At 49.3% G+C, this 17321-nt stretch carries 16 protein-coding genes and 1 riboswitch; of the genes, 3 read left to right on the top strand and 13 right to left on the bottom strand.

The genetic code is table 11. From position 1 onward, the window contains the following. Positions 1 to 19: 19 nt before the first annotated feature. The 3 genes from BM200_RS08715 to BM200_RS08705 all read right to left on the bottom strand — a co-directional run bounded on the left by BM200_RS08715 (position 20) and on the right by BM200_RS08705 (position 4529). Complete coding sequence (locus BM200_RS08715; protein ID WP_091186202.1) at positions 20 to 928, bottom strand: D-alanine--D-alanine ligase; 909 nt, start codon at positions 926 to 928, stop codon at positions 20 to 22. Between the two features lie 229 nt (positions 929 to 1157). Continuing rightward, positions 1158 to 2621, bottom strand: coding sequence for an aminotransferase-like domain-containing protein (locus BM200_RS08710; RefSeq protein ID WP_091184014.1), 1464 nt, complete (start codon positions 2619 to 2621; stop codon positions 1158 to 1160). Between the two features lie 291 nt (positions 2622 to 2912). Beyond that, positions 2913 to 4529 (bottom strand): S-layer homology domain-containing protein, encoded by a 1617-nt coding sequence (locus tag BM200_RS08705; protein ID WP_245772955.1) that lies wholly within the window; start codon positions 4527 to 4529, stop codon positions 2913 to 2915. A gap of 1001 nt (positions 4530 to 5530) precedes the next feature. Here BM200_RS08705 and BM200_RS08700 point away from each other — a divergent pair. After that, positions 5531 to 6169 carry a M15 family metallopeptidase gene (locus BM200_RS08700; protein ID WP_245772954.1) on the top strand — a complete coding sequence of 213 codons (639 nt, stop codon included), beginning with the start codon at positions 5531 to 5533 and terminating at the stop codon, positions 6167 to 6169. A 94-nt stretch (positions 6170 to 6263) separates the two neighbouring features. Here the strand turns inward: BM200_RS08700 and BM200_RS08695 are convergent, their stop codons facing one another. The 6 genes from BM200_RS08695 to BM200_RS08670 form a co-directional block, all read right to left on the bottom strand. Next, a complete protein-coding gene (locus BM200_RS08695; protein WP_091184013.1) occupies positions 6264 to 6872 on the bottom strand; it encodes a polysaccharide deacetylase family protein in 609 nt (202 codons plus the stop codon). A 204-nt stretch (positions 6873 to 7076) separates the two neighbouring features. Further along, positions 7077 to 7550, bottom strand: a complete 474-nt coding sequence (locus BM200_RS08690) for an MEKHLA domain-containing protein (protein ID WP_245772953.1) — start codon at positions 7548 to 7550, stop codon at positions 7077 to 7079. An 81-nt stretch (positions 7551 to 7631) separates the two neighbouring features. After that, on the bottom strand, positions 7632 to 8327 hold the full coding sequence (locus BM200_RS08685; protein ID WP_091184010.1) for an HAD family hydrolase: 696 nt from the start codon (positions 8325 to 8327) through the stop codon (positions 7632 to 7634). Positions 8328 to 8421: 94 nt separating this feature from the next. After that, the gene (locus BM200_RS08680) at positions 8422 to 8886 is read right to left on the bottom strand and encodes a heme-degrading domain-containing protein (protein WP_091184008.1); all 465 of its coding nucleotides are present in this window, start codon (positions 8884 to 8886) and stop codon (positions 8422 to 8424) included. Positions 8887 to 9155: 269 nt separating this feature from the next. After that, positions 9156 to 9977, bottom strand: coding sequence for a squalene/phytoene synthase family protein (locus tag BM200_RS08675; RefSeq protein WP_175532797.1), 822 nt, complete (start codon positions 9975 to 9977; stop codon positions 9156 to 9158). 179 nt (positions 9978 to 10156) lie between these two features. Further along, positions 10157 to 10906, bottom strand: a complete 750-nt coding sequence (locus BM200_RS08670) for a YheC/YheD family protein (protein ID WP_091184006.1) — start codon at positions 10904 to 10906, stop codon at positions 10157 to 10159. Positions 10907 to 11122: 216 nt separating this feature from the next. Between BM200_RS08670 and BM200_RS08665 the strand changes: the two genes are divergently transcribed. Both BM200_RS08665 and BM200_RS08660 read left to right on the top strand, forming a co-directional pair. Further along, positions 11123 to 12169 carry a YheC/YheD family endospore coat-associated protein gene (locus BM200_RS08665; RefSeq protein WP_091184004.1) on the top strand — a complete coding sequence of 349 codons (1047 nt, stop codon included), beginning with the start codon at positions 11123 to 11125 and terminating at the stop codon, positions 12167 to 12169. Positions 12170 to 12181: 12 nt separating this feature from the next. Then, a complete protein-coding gene (locus BM200_RS08660; RefSeq protein WP_091184002.1) occupies positions 12182 to 13249 on the top strand; it encodes a CapA family protein in 1068 nt (355 codons plus the stop codon). Positions 13250 to 13530: 281 nt separating this feature from the next. Here BM200_RS08660 and BM200_RS08655 read toward each other — a convergent pair whose 3' ends face one another. From BM200_RS08655 to BM200_RS08640, 4 genes are all read right to left on the bottom strand, one after another. Next, on the bottom strand, positions 13531 to 14043 hold the full coding sequence (locus BM200_RS08655) for a C40 family peptidase (protein ID WP_091183999.1): 513 nt from the start codon (positions 14041 to 14043) through the stop codon (positions 13531 to 13533). Between the two features lie 289 nt (positions 14044 to 14332). Next, positions 14333 to 15433, bottom strand: a complete 1101-nt coding sequence (locus BM200_RS08650; RefSeq protein ID WP_091183998.1) for an alpha/beta hydrolase — start codon at positions 15431 to 15433, stop codon at positions 14333 to 14335. 54 nt (positions 15434 to 15487) lie between these two features. Beyond that, positions 15488 to 16507, bottom strand: coding sequence for a KamA family radical SAM protein (locus BM200_RS08645; protein ID WP_091183995.1), 1020 nt, complete (start codon positions 16505 to 16507; stop codon positions 15488 to 15490). Between the two features lie 179 nt (positions 16508 to 16686). Further along, positions 16687 to 16825: riboswitch (cyclic di-AMP (ydaO/yuaA leader) on the bottom strand. A gap of 103 nt (positions 16826 to 16928) precedes the next feature. Next, positions 16929 to 17279: a hypothetical protein gene (locus BM200_RS08640; protein ID WP_091183994.1), complete on the bottom strand. Its 351-nt coding sequence runs from the start codon at positions 17277 to 17279 to the stop codon at positions 16929 to 16931. Positions 17280 to 17321 lie beyond the last annotated feature (42 nt).

Below are 17321 nucleotides of genomic sequence, written 5' to 3'. Positions count from 1 at the left end.
TAATCCTCTCCCTGGCCGACTATTTCTCTTTCCGCTCCTCAAGAGAATAATCGATGATGTTATCAAGCAGCTCGCTGAAAGTGATACCAGCCGCTTTGGCCGCCTTCGGCAGCAGGCTGTTCTTCGTCAGACCCGGCAGCGTATTGGCCTCCAGGACGTACGGAACGCCGTCTTTAATGATCATATCGATACGCGCATAAACGCTGCATTTCAATGCTTTGTAGCAGCCAAGCGCAGACGCTTCGACGCGGGCGTGAACGTCAGCCGGCAATTCAATAATTTCCTCTGTTGCTCCGCCGTCCTGGTACTTGGAGTCGAAATCGAAAAACTCCGAGTTCGCTTGAATCGATACGATCGGAAGCAGCTTGCCGTTCAGCACGGCGCATGTAATCTCATCGCCGCCAACGAATTGCTCGATCATCACGGAATCATCCCATTTGAGTGCTTCCGCTACCGCTTCCGCAATCTCTTCATGCGACTTGACCAGACGCGTGGCAATACTCGAACCGCCCGAGTTTGGCTTCACGACAACCGGCAGGCCTAGGCGCTCCACGTTTGCCGCCGCAAGCTCCTCCATGCTGGCGACGTTGATCCAGTCAGCTGTGAGAATGCCGTCAAAGCGGATCAGCTTTTTCGCCAATTCCTTATCCATGCTCACGCTGCTCGACAATACGCCGCAGCCCGTGTAAGGAATGCCAAGCGATTCCAGCGTGCCTTGCACCGTGCCGTCTTCGCCGTATTTGCCATGAAGCGCGAGAAGCGCAAGGTCGATACCGGCCGTTTTATCAATTAAGTCGCGCTTGGTGTTAATCTCGATCGGCAATACCTCGTATTTGCTGCGATCCAGATTCGCGATCATTTCTTGCCCTGTTAATAAGGAAATTTCTCTTTCGGACGAAATACCGCCCATAATAACTCCGATTTTCATCATGATGTGTTTTGACCTCCTAAAAATTTTGTGAAGTAAGAATTTTACATCGTAAAAAGTTCTAGAAACAAAATTACTTCGAAAGCATAGACTTAAATTTTGTGAGATAAAAATTTTACATCGTAAAAAGTTCCGAAACAAAATTACTTCGAAAGCATAGGCTCAAATTTTGTGAGATAAGAATTTTACATTGTAAAAAGTTCTAGAAACAAAATGACTTCAAACTTGCTTAGCGCCCTAAAATAACCTTCGCAGCGTCGCCTATGATTTGAATCCCTTTGACGATATTCTCATCGGATACCCGGGAGAAGCCAAGCCGCATCGTATGCCGCCCGCCGCCGTCCGTATAGAAAATATCGCCTGGCGTGAACAGCACGCCTTGCTCGGTGCTGGCCTGAAGCAGCTCCCGAGTGGAGAACGACTCCTCGAACTCGACGAAGAGGTGAAGCCCGCCGTCGCCCGACAGCCTTTTAAGCGGCAAATACGTCTTGCAGCTCTCTACAGCCAGCTCGTATTTGCGCTTGTACTCCGCCTTCGCCCGCTTCAGGTATTTCTCAAAGTTGCCGTTATGAAGATATTGATACAGCAGCGACTGATCGAGTGTCGACGTATGAATCGTGCGCGCACGTTTTACGCTTTCCAGGTAGTCGATCAGCTCCTTATCCGCGAGAATCCATCCGACACGCAGGCCGGGGAACAGAATTTTGGAAAAGCTGCCTAAGTAGATTGTTCCGTTATTGCGATTGCCGCCATAAGCGAGAAGGGGAGCCACATGAGCGCCGGAATAACGCAGCTCTTCATTAAAGCCGTCCTCGATAATCGGAATTTGGCGGTCGTTCAGCATCCGTACCGTTTCCGCCCGCTTCTCATGAGACATAACGATTCCGGTCGGGTTATGGTACGAAGGAACAAGATAAGCGAGGTCATATTCCTGGCTGCCAAGCTTCTCTTCCAGCTGTTCTAGGCTAATGCCGTCAGGCTCCATATCTACGCCGGTGATGGCGAATTGGTGCATCTTTAAATTTTTTATGGCGGTATGATGAGTCGGGTTCTCGCATAACGCGTGTCCGCTGCGCTTCCCAAGCGCCGACAGGACAAGATCGAACCCTTCCGTAAAGCCGTTTGTAATGAGCATGTCTTTGCCGGCCAGATCGATGCCTTTGTTCTCCATGTAACGCATCAGGAACTCGATCAGCGGCTTATAGCCCTTGGCATATCCGTAATTAAGAATAATATTGCCCTCAAGCGACATCCGGTCGAGGAATGCGCGCTTCACATTATGAAGGTCAAACAGCTTCTCATCCGGAGCGATGCTTGTAAAAGAAATAGCCCCCCGCTTCGCACGGATGCCATGCTTCATCAGATCATGCTCCTCGGCTGTGCGTGCCATATCATTGATTCGCTCGCTCCAGTCCAGCTGCTTGCCGCCGCCCTCTTCCGCGGCAAAACCGCCCGCCGATTGCGTGACGAAGTTGCCTTTGCCTTTAACGGCGTAAATAAATCCTTCTTCCACCAGATCCGCATATGCGGTCACGATCGTATTGCGGCTGACATTCATCAGCAGACTTAACTCTCGTGTGGACGGGAGCTTCTGATTCGCCTGCAGCGCGCCCGTTATCATAAGCCGTTTCATATAATCCTTGACCTGCATCGATACCGGCCGGTCGCCCGCGAATTGAATATCAGAATACACCCCATCACCTCTTAAAAAGAATTGCCGCCGCTTTTTGGCGGCGATTCTTACTTCGTAAGCACAAGCTAAAAGAATGGCCGCCGCTTTTTGGCGGCGATTTTTACTTCGTAAGCATAAGCTAAAAAGAATTGCCGCCGCTTCTGGCGGGAGTTCTTACTTCGTAAGCATAAGCTTATCATGGCATAAAATGGCCTCAAGCAAAAGAACCACGCCAGGCGTCTTTCGCCTTCCGCGTGGTTCTTAGACAAGACAAGACAATAATGTTAATAAATAATGGCGTGAATCCATAACCTAATAAAAAGTTAATCCGTAGAACCGTTCCGCATTGCTGAGGCTTGTGTAAATATCCGGACTTGCTCCGCCCATATACCAGTAGGCTAAGCCGGCCAAATTATGGTCCATTGCCGTTTTGTATTTGGCTGCAAGCGAGCGGCCATCTTCAATCCAGATCTGATGTTTAAGCCCGTTAAGCGAATAGGAGACCGTATATTGCTGCACCGTGGCATCCCATACCGGCAAGAGCGAACGCTTGGCGATAAGATTATTTTGCTCAATCAGCGTTAGTTCCGTTGCGGTTACACTGCCGTCCTTATTGATCTTCCAATCCCGATTATAATAAGGAAGCGCCAGAATCACTTTGTTTGCCGGCACCACCTTCAGCAGTTTGGTTACGGCATTGTTCACATAAGGCATCGAAGCGACAGAGCCTGCCTTCGGACTGGTGCTCCAGTGCTCGTCGTAAGCCATCATCACGATGTAATCTGCCGCGGCCCCAAGCGCCTGATAATCAAAGCCTTCCGTCCAGTCACTGCCGAGATCCGGGGAGACGCAGACCGAGACGACTGCTCCAATCTTGTGCAGCTTCGCGCTGAGCTCGCTGATAAATAGCGTCATATAGCTGCGGTCCGCGGGAGCAAGATTTTCAAAATCAATGTTTAGCCCTTTGAGGCCATACTTCTGCACATAGCTCGTGAGATGCTCTTCCACCTTCGTACGATAGGTCACGTTGGACAGGTTCTGATGCGTCACTTCCTGACTAGATCGGTTGCCGACCATCGCCCATATTTGTCTTTTGTTTTTGGATGCCCAGTTCACGAGCGATTGATCCGTATAGTCTGACACTCCCCCGGCCGGATCGAAGAAGTACCATCTTGGCGACAAGGTTGTTACTTTAGCTTGAACCACGGACTGCTCATATTGCGCTGCCGTCTGACCATACTGCCAGCCGAATTGAATGCGGGTTGCATTCTGCGGCTTGGCAAGGGCAGAGGCCCATTTCACCTTTTGCAGCGCACGGTCAATAACTGCCGCTGTTTCCTGCCTGGTCATCCCGTCCGCCGGATGAAACTTGTCATTCGCATCGCCGTTCATCAGGTCAAGCGTCCGGACAGCGCCAACCGCCGTATCCGCCCAGGCCGCAATCTCATCCGCATCGGCATAACCGGAAGTATCGCCCTCGATACCCGACTGCTTAAAGGCCCGAACAAGCATGGCCGCCGCTTCCTGCCTGGTTACAGGCTTTGCGGGCTCAAAGGTATGCGCGCTTGTGCCATCCACGAGACCAATCTGGACTGCTGCCGTTACGGCATCGTAATACCACGCTTTTTCCGTCATATCCTTAAAAGGGCTAATAGCGCTATGGACGGGCGTGATGCCCAGGACACGGTCCAGAATCGTAATGAATTCCGCCCGTGTAACGGGCTTTTTCGGTGAGAAGATTCTATCAGAAGTGCCCGATAATAGTTGTTTGTCATATAAACGTATAATGGCGTCTTTCGCGAAGCTTCCCGCAATATCGTCGAAAGGCAGCTTGTCCGCGCTTGCTGCATCTACGGCCGGCACGGCTCCGAAGAGACAGGACAAAGCCGCAGCGCCTGCGAGCCATCTCTTAAACTTGCTAGCAATCAAGAGAATGCCCTCCTAAAAAGAATGATCACACAAACAGCCAGCCAGAATAGGCTGGGCTGTTCGTGATGATTCTTGCATCGTAAGCAATGAGCTTAAAGAATGATCACACAAACAGCCAGCCAGAATAGGCTAGGCTGTTCGTGATGATTCTTGCGTCGTAAGCATGAGCTTAAAGAATGATCACACAAACAGCCAGCCAGACTAGGCTGAGGCTGTTCGTGATGATTCTTGCATCGTAAGCATGAAGCTTTATGGAACATGATTCTCTAATGGTATCAAAGTTCAAGCAGGTGCACATCGGCAAGAAAATGGGAATTCATATGCGCGGCATATGTCGCTCCGGTACAAGCATCATAGAGCTGCATTTATAATTGGTCAGATGCCTTAGGAACAAACACCCAAACACCTTGGCGCAAATCGTCATAAGTTATAGAGTATTCAAGACGTAAGGAGGTGCATGTATAATGTCCGGTTACGTTGGTGGTGTTAACTCTACAGGTTTCATCCTGGTGCTTTTTATACTGTTGGTGATCATAATTTGCGGTTGCGGCTTTGGTAAATTTTATTAATCCCTAGCTTATAAGCACTAATCATCACAACAGGATATGCACCATATAGCGCAAGCAAAAGGCCCATTTCGATGGGCCTTTTGTATTTTCCAGGGAGCAGGATTGGGAGTCCATAAGGAAGCTGCTTCTAAAGCAAAAGCAATCATGCAGACTTACCCGGTTTCGTGACCACTCACATCATCTCGCTTTATTGTTCCATCTGCCTCCCTTCCCCTTCGGGCAAATCGCCTCCTCGATCAGGCCAAGCCCGGATCCCCTCATCCTGACAAGACATGCATGCGAGTGCATTCCCCTACCCTGGACGGGGGTAGCTTAAGACCAATTATGCTACAATAGGACAATCCGATTGTTTACGAGCGTACATAATTGCGCATGCTAATAGAGAGAGTTATAGATTAAGAGAGAGACAGCTTGGAGAGGAGACTTTAAAAGATGCCCGAACCTATGGCGCGTCAGCAAACGACCGCCGGACGGATAAGTCCGCCGTATGTAACGCCTGCGCAGAAGCAAAAAAGAAGCCGTTTAACGACCTCGCTGGTTTTGATCGCGATTATCTTAATGGGCTGGAGATGGATTGAATCGGTACAGGAACGTTCCGCGCCTGCCCCGGAACAAGCTCCATCACGCAGCACCACGATCACTGGCCTTAACCCGATTGTTGCGGAGAAGGCAGATTCGCTTGTTGCCCAAACCGGAAAAATTGGCATAAAGATTCTGATTACGGACGATTTCCGCTCAAGCGAAGAGCAGAACGTGCTTTACAAGCAAGGCCGTTCCGAGCCCGGACAAGTCGTGACCAATGTCAAAGGCGGCGCTTCCTACCATAACTATGGCCTTGCGGTTGATTTTGCGCTGGTGAAGCCGGATGGCGATGTGATCTGGGATATGGAATATGACGGGAACGGCAACGGGAAGACCGACTGGATGGAAGTCGTCTCCGCTGCCAAAAAGCTTGGTTTCACATGGGGCGGAGATTGGACAAGCTTCAAGGATTACCCCCACCTGCAAATGGACTTTGGCTACTCAATCAAAGATTTGCAGAGAGGCAAACGCCCGCCTACAACGGAATAATACAAAAAGCCACGGCTTCGACTGCAGATTGCAGCGTAAGCCGTGGCTTTTTTAGGTCTTAACGATGTCGCACATCTGTAAAGCCATCTTCCCTCTACTTCGCCATCTGAAGTAACTCCCTGACAGTAACAAGACGATAGCCGCTGGCTGTAAGCTCTTGCGTAAGAACACGAATCGCTTCAACTGACTGCGAACGGTCGCCATATCCGTCGTGGAAGATCAGAATACTGCCATTACGCACTTCTTTACGCGAACTGTCCAGAATGTGATCAACGCCAGGCATATCCCAATCTTTCGCATCCATATTCAAGGCGCCAATGGACGGGTAACCATTACGCGCAAGGATCGCATGCACTCTTTCGTCCCCCGCTAAATAAGGCAGACGCATCGTCGCCGCACGCGAGCCTGTTATTTTCTTAATAAGCTCCTCCGTCCGCGCGAGCTCGCTCTCGATCTCCTCATCAGGCAGCTCCGTCATATTGGGATGCGTGTACGTATGGTTTCCAATCTCATGCCCCTGCTCATGGACAAGCTTCGCCACCTCAGGATGAGCGGCGATCTGTTCACCAATCATATAGAAGGTCGCCTTGCCCCCCGCTTCAGCGAAAATCTCAAGCAACTGCGGGGTATACACCGGATTTGGTCCGTCATCAAACGTAAACGCAACAACTTTGCTTGCCGTGTCAATAGCCTGAATCAACATAATAAGCACCTCTCCAGTCAGTTATCTTCATATAAGTATAAATGCCGTTTCCACAGCTTGTAACCATACAAATGACGGGACAAGCCATAATAATTAAAGATTTATATGACATACAAACCTATTATAGGACATACAAACCTATATAAAAAAACAGAAATCCAACAGCTCCGATCCACAAGTAAGGCCAGCGCCCAAACGGAAACCCTATATGTACTTGTAATCCTGAAAGGTTGCTGCCTGCCCCCGGTATATGCCTTGCTCATCCACTAGATTCCACACCGTTGCATTCACAATGTAAAACCTCCGGCCCGTGCGGGAGATTCGAATACCGGTATAGTTATCGATATAACCATTCGCCGTAACCTGTGTGAAAAAGTGATCCCGTTCCGCCCGCTCCATCGGTTCGGCCGTCAAGCGCGACGGCGTGCTGGTCAGCTGCTCCCACTCCATCTCCCATAGCTTCAGCGCCAATCGGTTGCCGTAATTCAACACCGGATCGCTCTCCGTGCCATGCGACAATATAACCCTTGGAGCCGTAAAGAGCTGCTCCTCCAAGCTTATCCCGTCACTCTTCTCTGCCGGCACCAAATCCCGGCCTGTCCATCTCCGGTAGCTGTCCACGAGCAGCTTGCTGTGCTCATAGGCTGCTCCAGCTCCTGTAAGCGGCCTGTCTATCATTGTCGTCCTCCTAAAATGATTTGTCACTCAAATGGCCATGTTCAGGTCATTGTGAGGATTCATACATCGAAATCATGTCACTTAAATTTCGCTTCGTATTTGCAGCAGCCATTGCTCGGCTGCTTTTAAATCGTGGCATATATAACCCGGTTCAGCCCCTTGCGGCTGCCGCTTATGTAGCCGATTCAGCCATATGGTCTGTATACCAAGCGCGCTTGCTCCGACGACATCACTGGTATAAGAATCCCCAATATGCACGATCTCCGAAGGCGTTAAGCCGCAACGCTTCATTCCTTCAAGGAATAATTCCGGACGCGGCTTATAGGCCCGCACATCTTCGCTCGTCACGATATCGGTCACCGTAATGCCATGAAAAGCAGCAGCAGCGGCAATATCTGCTGTATCGATATTAGATAAAATATAAATCGGAAGATGACTAAAAGTCGAGAGAAAAGGAAGTGTATCCTCGTATAGCTCCGGCTTTATCCAATGTTCAAACTGCTGCCGGATCAGCTCTTCCGCCGAACAGTCAGACCGGAAAAGCTCCACCGTCTCCGTGAGAGACTGAAGGCCCAGCTCACGCTGTGCCTTGAACCGTTCTCCATAACTGACGGCAAACAAACCGGAGAGCGTCTTCCACCAGTGTTCACCTATTTCCTTCTCCTCGCATGCGACCGCCGCCCTTGTCCGGATTTGCTCATAAATAGGCGGCAAAATATCATCATCCTCATGTACTAACGTCCCATAAAAATCGAGAAAAATAGCCATTGCCCTCATCCATGCCGCTCCTCTCATTACGCAAAAGGAAAAACACCTCCTAAACTAATCCTGAAGATTAAACGGAGGTGTTCTTTTTTTATTACAAATTCATTTACTTCGCCAAAAACTTGCGGATGCCGTCTACCGCAGCTTGATGATCTTCTTCACCAGTCAAGCCGGAAACGGTAATCGTCCCAACCTTGCCTTGGCCGCGGACGATGATCGGGAATGATCCGCCTTCGCCTTGGTATTCGGACAATGGAAGTCCAGAGCTTTCCGGGAACGTTGTCCCTTGGTCACGGAACATCTCGCCAACATATAAAGAGCTGTGGCCAAAATGGTTCACAACATTTTTCTTCGTATTTACCCAATAAATATTATCTTTTGAAGTACCCGCCATATAGTGGGTATAAAGCGGATGCTCATCATTCTCGATATGTATGGCGATGCCTTTGCCGATAACGTCCTTCGCGTGCTGCACAACGATGTTGCCTAATTGCAGTGCGTCCTCGTTGGTGAAAGAATCGAACTGAAGCTCCTCTTCTTGTGCCAGCAATGTCTTCATCAAATCGTTCATAGCTGCTTCTCTCCCTGCATCCGAATCATAACAAACCCATCTTACTATAAAAATATCCCCCTTGGAAACCACATGTGCTTTAAGTGGATGGCGGCCATAGGCTCACCTGGGAGATTGGAATTGTTTGGTTAATATTTGTAACATACTCGAAATCTAATGTTCATCTTCCTTTAATGAAGATTGCCTATAATAGGACTCAACCCCCCTTTTAATAATATAAATACTTAGCCCCGCAGCCCGATGCTGCGGGGCACTTTCTTTATATGGGGTTACTTGATCTTGCTGACGATCTTCAGCACGGCATCCCGCGTAAGTTTATTGCCGCCAACGGCAATCAGGTTAACGGTCGCATGGGCAAGCGACAACGGAATTTGGCAGAAGCTGCGTGCAGGGCCTTTTTTCAAATCTGCGAGATACTCATCCGCCAGCTTAAGGTTGCGGCGGGTGTAACGAAGCATGTCCTTCAAATCCCAACCGTCCGGGAAGAAATCAACCCCACGCTCCTTATCCTCCGCCCGGTTGCGCATAATATTAACCGCTTGCAGGCCGCGGCCAAACGCAACTGCTTTGTCACGGTCCGTCTCCGTTCCGTCATACCAGCGCCAAATATCAGACAGCATCTCGCCAACCATGCCGGCAACACTATACGTGTATTTGTCCAGGTCCTCTTCCGTGCGGATATGCCACGAGGTCCCTACCCAATCTGCCATTTGTTCAGCCATCATCCTAATGTAGTTGTATACGGTAGGCGCAATGCTAGCCGGGCACAGCTGCGCCCATTCGTTCATTCGCAGCGTTACTTCCGGGAGCTTATCCCGGTGCGGCTGCCATACCAGGTGAAGCGCTTCCTCAACGTTTGACGCTTTCATCGCTTCCGCTGCCCCAAGCAGCAGCTCTTTCTTGATCGGAGCCGGCAATTTCTCGTCGTCCTCCACCTCGTCAATCGCCCTCATGCACAGGTAAGCGGACGATACCGCTTCTCTTAATTCAGGCACAAGCTTGCTGATAGGAATATAAAAAGTCCGGCTTGTCAGCTTGAGCATCATCATCGCATCATCCAACATCATGTTCGTAATGGGAATTCCCTCCATACCACGGTAATCTCACGTTAATTCTTATGTATCCATCTTACTTTAACGCATCCCCAAAAGTAAAATTTTCGACTCAGATCGACCCATATAAAGCCTAAAAAGAGCTTACCCGGCGGAAAAACTCATCCATAATGAGATTTCCGCCAAGCAAGCTCCCTTCCGCGATCTTCTCCCCGCCTCTAACCGTCTGCCCGGATATGTTTAACCGAAGAGGCAATCTGCGCGTACAGCTTGGGATTGGAATGGTAGCGGAACAGCTGGAACTGAGGTCTGGTATTGGCTTCCAGCAGCCAGACGCGGTGCTGCTTATCGATAGCGATATCAAGGCCAAGCTCGGTGATCAGCGGAAAATGCTTTTTCATCCCGCGCGCGACTTTAAACGCCAGCTCCCGAAGCTTCTTCTCCCATGGCTCGCACTCCTGCTTCGTAACACCCAGCGCATGATGGAGCCGGATTGCTCTTCCCCCGCTGCTGTGGTTGGTTACGAACCGGTTAGGTGCCGCGACCTTGCCCATCACGCCAAAATACTTCCACGTCTCATCTTTCTTCAAATGCATAAGGATGCGAAAATCAATCGGGTTCCCGCCAATCTGAACGAGGTCGATGCCCTGCTGCATAATATATCGTTTCGATCCGATCAATTGCTTCAGCTTAATGGCGGCAAACTTCACAGTACGGAAGGAATAACGGGCACTCTCCGTCCGAATGACAATGCGGTCATCCTTATGGTAGATCTTCATAACGCCCTGCCCCTTCATGCCAAGATCCGGCTTTACGAACAGGACGGGGTAAAGATCAATCATGCTGACAAAACCTTTAGGTGTAAATTGCTCCGTATCCGGTAAGTAATCGCGGAGCTCATCTTCACCTGACAACGCTACATGCTTTAACCATTTTCTGCCTGGATATTTAATCATATAGCCTTTCATGGTGGAATCTCCTCCATTGATGAACAGCAGTTACATGTCCTTCTGCATGAGGCTAGTCGCTTGCTCCATACTATTCCTTCAGCATGCAAAAAGTACCTTCCGCACCCGCCCGCTCCTCAAGGAATAGGCGTTTATCCATACCGGACAATTGCCTTGCTTCATATGATAATACACAGTTCCGATTACAGCTAAAGCCACAGGACAGGAGAAAGAAAGATGAGCGACATCTTAGGAATCATGACGCATCGGATCGGCCATCCGGGCAGCTTTGCAAGACATGCCAAATCAGCTCTCGCCGAGAAATTTAGCGGTATTCTCGTATACACCCCTAAAGATGTGAATCTGACAACCAGAAGAATTACAGGCTACGTATATAACGGCGGGACCTGGAACAAGCAAACGTTACCTTTTCCAAAGATCAATATGGATATCGGTTTTTACACGGGATCGCAAAGCACAAGGGCCACACTGGTCAAAAAAGCCCCCGCTTTCCCATTTACCGGTTATGGCATCGGCAACAAGATCCGAATTCAGAAGCATCTGATCGCCTCACCCGTTCTGAAGCCTTATCTGCTTCCTACCGAACCGGTGAAGGATTCGAACAACTTTATAGCTTTTGTGAAAAAGTATAAGAGCGTCATGCTGAAGCCGATTAACGGCTGGGGCGGCAGAGGCATCGTACGCGTTACGCTGGAGAAGGACCAGTTCAAGGTGCAGAGCAACGGCGAGCATACGCAAATGATGGGTGCCCCTGGTCTTCGCACGATGATCAGAAGAGCACTGAGCAAGGAACGGCATTTGATGCAGCAGTGGATCGATATCCGGAACAAGCAAGGTATTATATTCGATATTCGGGCGCTGATGCTGAAGAAAAGCGAGGGAAACTGGCAAACAACGGGGATTGCTGTACGTGAAGCACAGAAAGGCCGGATAACCTCCAACCTGAAGAGCGGCGGCCATGCTTATGAAGCAAGCTCTTATCTGAAGAAAGAATTTGGCGATGAGAAAGGTGAAGCACTCGCCAAATCCGTTCGCGAACTCGCGGAATATATCCCCGGTTTCACGGAGAGATCTTACCGCTCCCGGCTCTGCGAGCTTGGAATTGACCTCGCTGTCGATACGCAAGGCAAGCTATGGCTGCTCGAGATTAACATCAAGCCTGGTAAATTGATTATGCGGCAGCTCTATGGGCAAAAAGCGTGGGAGCAAAGCCTGCACACCCATTTCCAATACGCCCGCAGTCTGCATCCAAAAACCAAATAACGGAGATGAATCATGAGCACGGAAATAACGATAGCCGCGGTCGGGGATTTCCTGATGAAGACGCGAATTATTAATTCCTGCAAAGGGGAGAAGGGCTATTCCTTTGACCACTTGTTTGAGCCGATCGCGCCTTATCTGCGTAACGCCGATCTGACAATCGGCAACCTGGAGACTGTATTCGCAGGCAAAACATCCGAGGATGCTTACAACGTCGTGAAGCGGCATCCGCGCACGAACTGGCCGATGTTTAACTGCCCGGATGCTTTCGCCGATACGCTGAAAAACCTTGGCTTCGACTTTGTCTCGACCGCCAATAATCATTGCATGGACAACGGCATTAACGGACTGAAGCGTACGCTCAGAATACTGGATGCCAAAGGAATCGCCCATACCGGGACTTACCGGACGCCAAGCGAAGCGCAGCATCTTGTCATCAAGGAAGTGAAAGGCATTAAGATCGGCTTCCTCGCCTATACCAAAACAACCAACAAAATTCCCGTTCCCTCTGACCATAAATGGGCGGTTGACCTCATCAATCCGGACAAAATGGTCTCAGACGTGAAAAGGCTGAAGGCCAAAAAGGTCGATTTGATTATCGTATGCCTGCATATGGGGAGAGAATACGCGAATCATCCGGTGCAGAAGCAAAAAGACATGGTGCAATTATTATTCAAACATGGAGCGGATATTATTCTGGGAGCCCACTCGCATACGATCCAGCCGGCCGTCTTCTATAACAGCGGTTCGGGCATCCGCAAATTCGCTATCTATTCCCTCGGTAATATTATCTCCACCCGCCTTTATTACAATGACCATACCTTAACCGGACTCATCACTCAGCTTCAAGTACGCAAGCTCGACGACGGAACTATCCGTATCAAAAAAGCCGACTTTATCCCAACCTGGACGCGAATCAGCAAGTCAGGAGGCAGAAGCGCTTTCCGGGTCTTCCCTCTTACTTCCCATTTGAAGAAGCTGGACCCTGCCAGCGCCGAAGCCGTTCGCATGAAGCGGATGCTCCAGCATGTCCGCCAGCATATCGTCAAAGATCCCGCCTCCGTTAACGCGGAGATCATATAACCGCAAAGAAAAGGCCGTACGGATTACTCCGTACGGCCTTTTTCTGTCTCTTTTAAGCAATTAAATATTGTCTTTTTATCTTCAGTTTATTCCGAAACGGAGTCAGTCGAATGATTCTTGAGAAGCGAAGATTATGCTTCCGAAGTAGCTTTCTTGCAGAAAGCTTTTAGCCCGCCCTTGCTCGGAGATTCCCACAACTGCTTGTTCAAGGAATACCCAAGCAACAGCGGTCGAAAGAACATTCGAATGCGCAGTTTGCATCAAAACTGAGATAATAGGACCTATTTAATTACGCGACGTCCCACGATGAAACGCTCTTTATAATAGCTCGAGTTAATGCTCGATACAATAACGTCCTTCGAAGGGCTTGCGTTGTGAATCATTTTACCGTCGCCGACGTAGATGCCGACATGGCCTACGTCGCTATGGTTTTTCGAGCCGCTGTTCCAGAAGAACAGAAGGTCGCCTTTTTTGAAGTTGCCGTAACCTACTTTAGTACCTACTTTAGCTTGATCATCATCGTCACGGTTAACCAGTTTAACGCCAACATCAGCAAGTCTATATACAAGTGCTGTGAAGCCGGAGCAATCTGTTGCGTAAGGTGCTCTCTTCTCTTGACGGTTCTGCCAGCTTACATAGTTGACTTTACCTTTCAATTTTAATGCAGTGGAGACAATTTTTGCTCTTTTCGCGTCTGCGGACATCGAAGCAGCATCTGCTGTCGTATGCAACAGCGCAGTAACCGGTAATGTAATTGCCACCAAGAGCATCGCAATTTTTGTCGTGAATTTCATTTGTTGTTCACTCCCTATCTTTGGTGATAAGGCTAATTATAAGGAGGTCTTGACCCACTTAATACCCGCAAAAATTGGCAACGAGCGGTAAATGAAAGCGTTAAGAATGCTGAAAACTAGGCGTTTCTTAAGGTTTAACCTCTTTCTGAGAATTAATGAGCCTTTGATGAGTATTTTCTTACTTGTTGCCCGCAATCTTCTATGCTATAATCCGTAATTTTCATATTTTCTCACAAAAAGCCCGCTCTTCCAATAAGGAAGAACGGGCTTTCCGGATCTATTTCTTCTATTAAAGTGCTTTCAGGGCATTTGCAATTTCGATACATAAGTCTTCCGCCTGCGGCACAAAGCCCAGACGGTCAATAAATGCATGCGTGCAGCCCTTATACCGGATCGTCTTCACGGGGACGCCGGCCGCTGCCAGCTGCCTGCTGTATAACTCCGACTGAATACGCAGCCCGTCAAATTCTGCTCCGATACATAGCGTACGCGGCAATCCCTTGCTGTCTCCCAGAAGCGGACTGGCATATGGACTGCGGACATCCTCTTCGCTTGGCAGATAGAGCTCCCACCCTTTTCTGAGTTCAGGATCGGCTTCCGTAGGCCTGCCAATACCCAGCATCGGGTCAATCATCGCTCTTTGTTCATCCGACATCTCGAACTCGGACAGCTCCCACTGATAACCGTTCACCCCATTGAGGAACGTTACACACGGGTAGATCAACACCTGCTGGGCAACCATATGTGTACCCAGGTCCCGGTCTTTATTCGCAACGGCAGCCGTCAGATTCCCGCCTGCACTATCGCCGCCAACGGCAATACGATTCCGGTCAATCCCGTATTCCTCCGCATGCTCGTAAATATATTGAACGGCATTAAAGCAATCGTTAAACCCGTTAGGGAATTGATGCTCCGGCGCCAACGAATAATCAATATTAAACACGACGGCGTCCGCAAGCTCCGCGATCAGCCGGCAAGGGTTCTCGACGGCAAACACCGTCCCGCCGATCCAGCCTCCGCCGTGAATATAAATCAGGCAAGGTTTATCCGGCTTTCGCATCGACTTTCGCGGATAATAACGCCATAGTCCAACCTCATTATCGCCAAGCTTTATACGCTCATAGCCTGTATAGATCTCCACCGTATTCAAATTCCGGTTCGGAAACCCCATCGAATCACGAATAAGCTGAAGCCGTCCCTCCGGCGATTGCGGCGCGGCAGGAGCTTCCTGCTGAGCCCATTTCATCATAATCTTCAGCTCATAGGGATCCAGATAACCTGCTCTTGTCTCTTCCGGATTTACTTTCACAATAACCTGCGTTCCGTTCATGTCCGCTTCTTCCTGCTGAGCCTGCAGGGCGTTCACAAGTTCCTGGCTGTATTCTCTCATTAATAGAAGCCTCCCGGGATGTGAATTGCTATCCCTTCTTACTTCTCTTTCACCTTATGAACATCCTTTATTCACCTTGGGACTGCCGGACAAATAGAAGATATGATCGTCATGTCCCGACAAATCATCCAGCCACGATGCTTCAGGAGGACAGTCCAGCATCATGAACTGGCCGCTTCCCTCTTCTTTATAATGGTGGTATTTCACATAGGCTTTGCCGCCTTCTATATCAAGCAGCTCAATCTTGCCATCGGTATGCGCCATCTGCAGTCTGATTTTCTGACCAAGCTCTGCGGTAAGCTCTTTTGCTTGCTGGACAATGGAATAGATCGTTTGCAGGGACAGATTGGATTCGGGATACGAAGGATTAGGACGGTTAATGACAAAGGAATATGGCGTTACCCCTGCCTGCGACAACTGATCGATCAGCTTAACGAGGAGGAGAGGGTCATTATTTACGCCTTTGACAATGGGGGTCTGATTCATGACAACGGCTCCCGCCTGATGAAGGGCATTAAAGGCCTTCTTTGCTTCCGCCGTTATTTCTCTCGGGTGGTTAATTGTTGTCATCACATAAATCCGTTTCTCCGGACTGGAGTTCTTATGGATCAAATCTAATAGCTCCTGATCTTCATAAATCCGCATCGGATTAAAAACGGGAAGGCGTGAATCCAGTCTGATCGTGCCGACATGCTCGATCTCCCGCAGCTGCTCAATGATCCAGCGCAGCTTGGAGGTGCCAAGCATCAGACAGTCTCCCCCCGTCAATACAACCTTATGAATTTCGTTATGTTCGGCGATATATGCCAGTCCTTCTGCCGCCTGGGATACAGGGAGCAAGACCATGGATTGATAAAGATGCATAAAGCCGTACGCTTCCCGATCATCTTCCCGGGTTCCGTGGTGGGCCTCACCCGCACTTGCAACCAAATGCTTGCGGATCGGATCCTTCGGATCATCCCAGTCAATCAAATTTAAGTAATAATCATTGACGCGAAAATGCTTCTTCAGCCGTTCTCTTTCCGCCTCCGACAGACCCGTTGTTCTACCGTTATCGGCAATTGGTTGCACCATCTCGCATCCCTCCAAAAGGTTATTAAAAACGTCACCTATGCCGGGAAGTCCCATCCCACCCCCATGAAAATAAAAAAAGACCCCTGCAGCACAGAGCATGGACATGGTCTGCGTGCGTTATGGGCCTTTAAAACAGAAAAAGACCCTTCAAGGGTCTATCATTTGCAATTGGTTCGCAAAAGACCCATCTCAAAGCTGACGAGGTTAGCTGACGGACTCGGGATAGATGGTTCCCTACAGCCAAAGACCGGCTGATTCGCCCCAAAAGATTGGTTTCCCCGCTTCTCGGCATCGCCGAGAACTAAGCTTATTGTAATTATCTCACAATTCTTAATATTGTCAATAATTAATCTGTAAAAAAATAGCCCATGTTCGATGGAAGCTCATTCACTGAGTTTGCCGTCGGACTGGGCGGGATTTATCATCTTTTATCCACCTGTAGAAGAGATAAGTGCTTCACCGAATACGTATCCTTGATCGTATCTTCCGATATGACATTCAACTTAATAAGTCCGGCGATCTTCGAGGTGTCGGGCTTCGAGAGCAGCCGCCATACTTCAGCATCCGGCAGAGCGGCGAACAGCTTTGCCTCATCGAATTCCTTCCGTTCCTGGGCGATAATCTTCACTTTATAGCTTCCGACCTCGAGCTCGGAAACATCCAGTTCTGCGCAATGCTGTACAATTACGCCGCGCAGCTCGGATAATTCCTGCTCAATTTCCTTCTGCTTCTGCTTGAGCTGATAATACCGCTTGACCGTCTTATCTTCCACCTTATTCACGCTCCTCTATCACATATGTATGATAAGAAGCAT

It is taken from the genome of Paenibacillus catalpae (assembly GCF_900112695.1).
Taxonomy (GTDB): Bacteria; Bacillota; Bacilli; order Paenibacillales; family Paenibacillaceae; genus Pristimantibacillus; species Pristimantibacillus catalpae.
Note: the sequence above shows the minus strand (reverse complement) of the source record. Positions and strands in the feature narration are given on the sequence as shown.

Excerpts from the sequence above, each read along its gene's own strand:
- BM200_RS08685 (WP_091184010.1), bottom strand. The coding sequence starts at position 8,327 with ATGAGGGCAATGGCTATTTTTCTCGATTTTTATGGGACGTTAGTACAT.
- BM200_RS08650 (WP_091183998.1), bottom strand. The coding sequence starts at position 15,433 with ATGAGAGAATACAGCCAGGAACTTGTGAACGCCCTGCAGGCTCAGCAG.
- BM200_RS08715 (WP_091186202.1), bottom strand. The coding sequence starts at position 928 with ATGAAAATCGGAGTTATTATGGGCGGTATTTCGTCCGAAAGAGAAATT.
- BM200_RS08680 (WP_091184008.1), bottom strand. The coding sequence starts at position 8,886 with ATGAACGATTTGATGAAGACATTGCTGGCACAAGAAGAGGAGCTTCAG.
- BM200_RS08690 (WP_245772953.1), bottom strand. The coding sequence starts at position 7,550 with ATGATAGACAGGCCGCTTACAGGAGCTGGAGCAGCCTATGAGCACAGC.
- BM200_RS08660 (WP_091184002.1), top strand. The coding sequence starts at position 12,182 with ATGAGCACGGAAATAACGATAGCCGCGGTCGGGGATTTCCTGATGAAG.
- BM200_RS08655 (WP_091183999.1), bottom strand. The coding sequence starts at position 14,043 with ATGAAATTCACGACAAAAATTGCGATGCTCTTGGTGGCAATTACATTA.
- BM200_RS08670 (WP_091184006.1), bottom strand. The coding sequence starts at position 10,906 with ATGAAAGGCTATATGATTAAATATCCAGGCAGAAAATGGTTAAAGCAT.
- BM200_RS08645 (WP_091183995.1), bottom strand. The coding sequence starts at position 16,507 with ATGGTGCAACCAATTGCCGATAACGGTAGAACAACGGGTCTGTCGGAG.
- BM200_RS08700 (WP_245772954.1), top strand. The coding sequence starts at position 5,531 with ATGCCCGAACCTATGGCGCGTCAGCAAACGACCGCCGGACGGATAAGT.
- BM200_RS08665 (WP_091184004.1), top strand. The coding sequence starts at position 11,123 with ATGAGCGACATCTTAGGAATCATGACGCATCGGATCGGCCATCCGGGC.
- BM200_RS08675 (WP_175532797.1), bottom strand. The coding sequence starts at position 9,977 with ATGGAGGGAATTCCCATTACGAACATGATGTTGGATGATGCGATGATG.
- BM200_RS08695 (WP_091184013.1), bottom strand. The coding sequence starts at position 6,872 with ATGTTGATTCAGGCTATTGACACGGCAAGCAAAGTTGTTGCGTTTACG.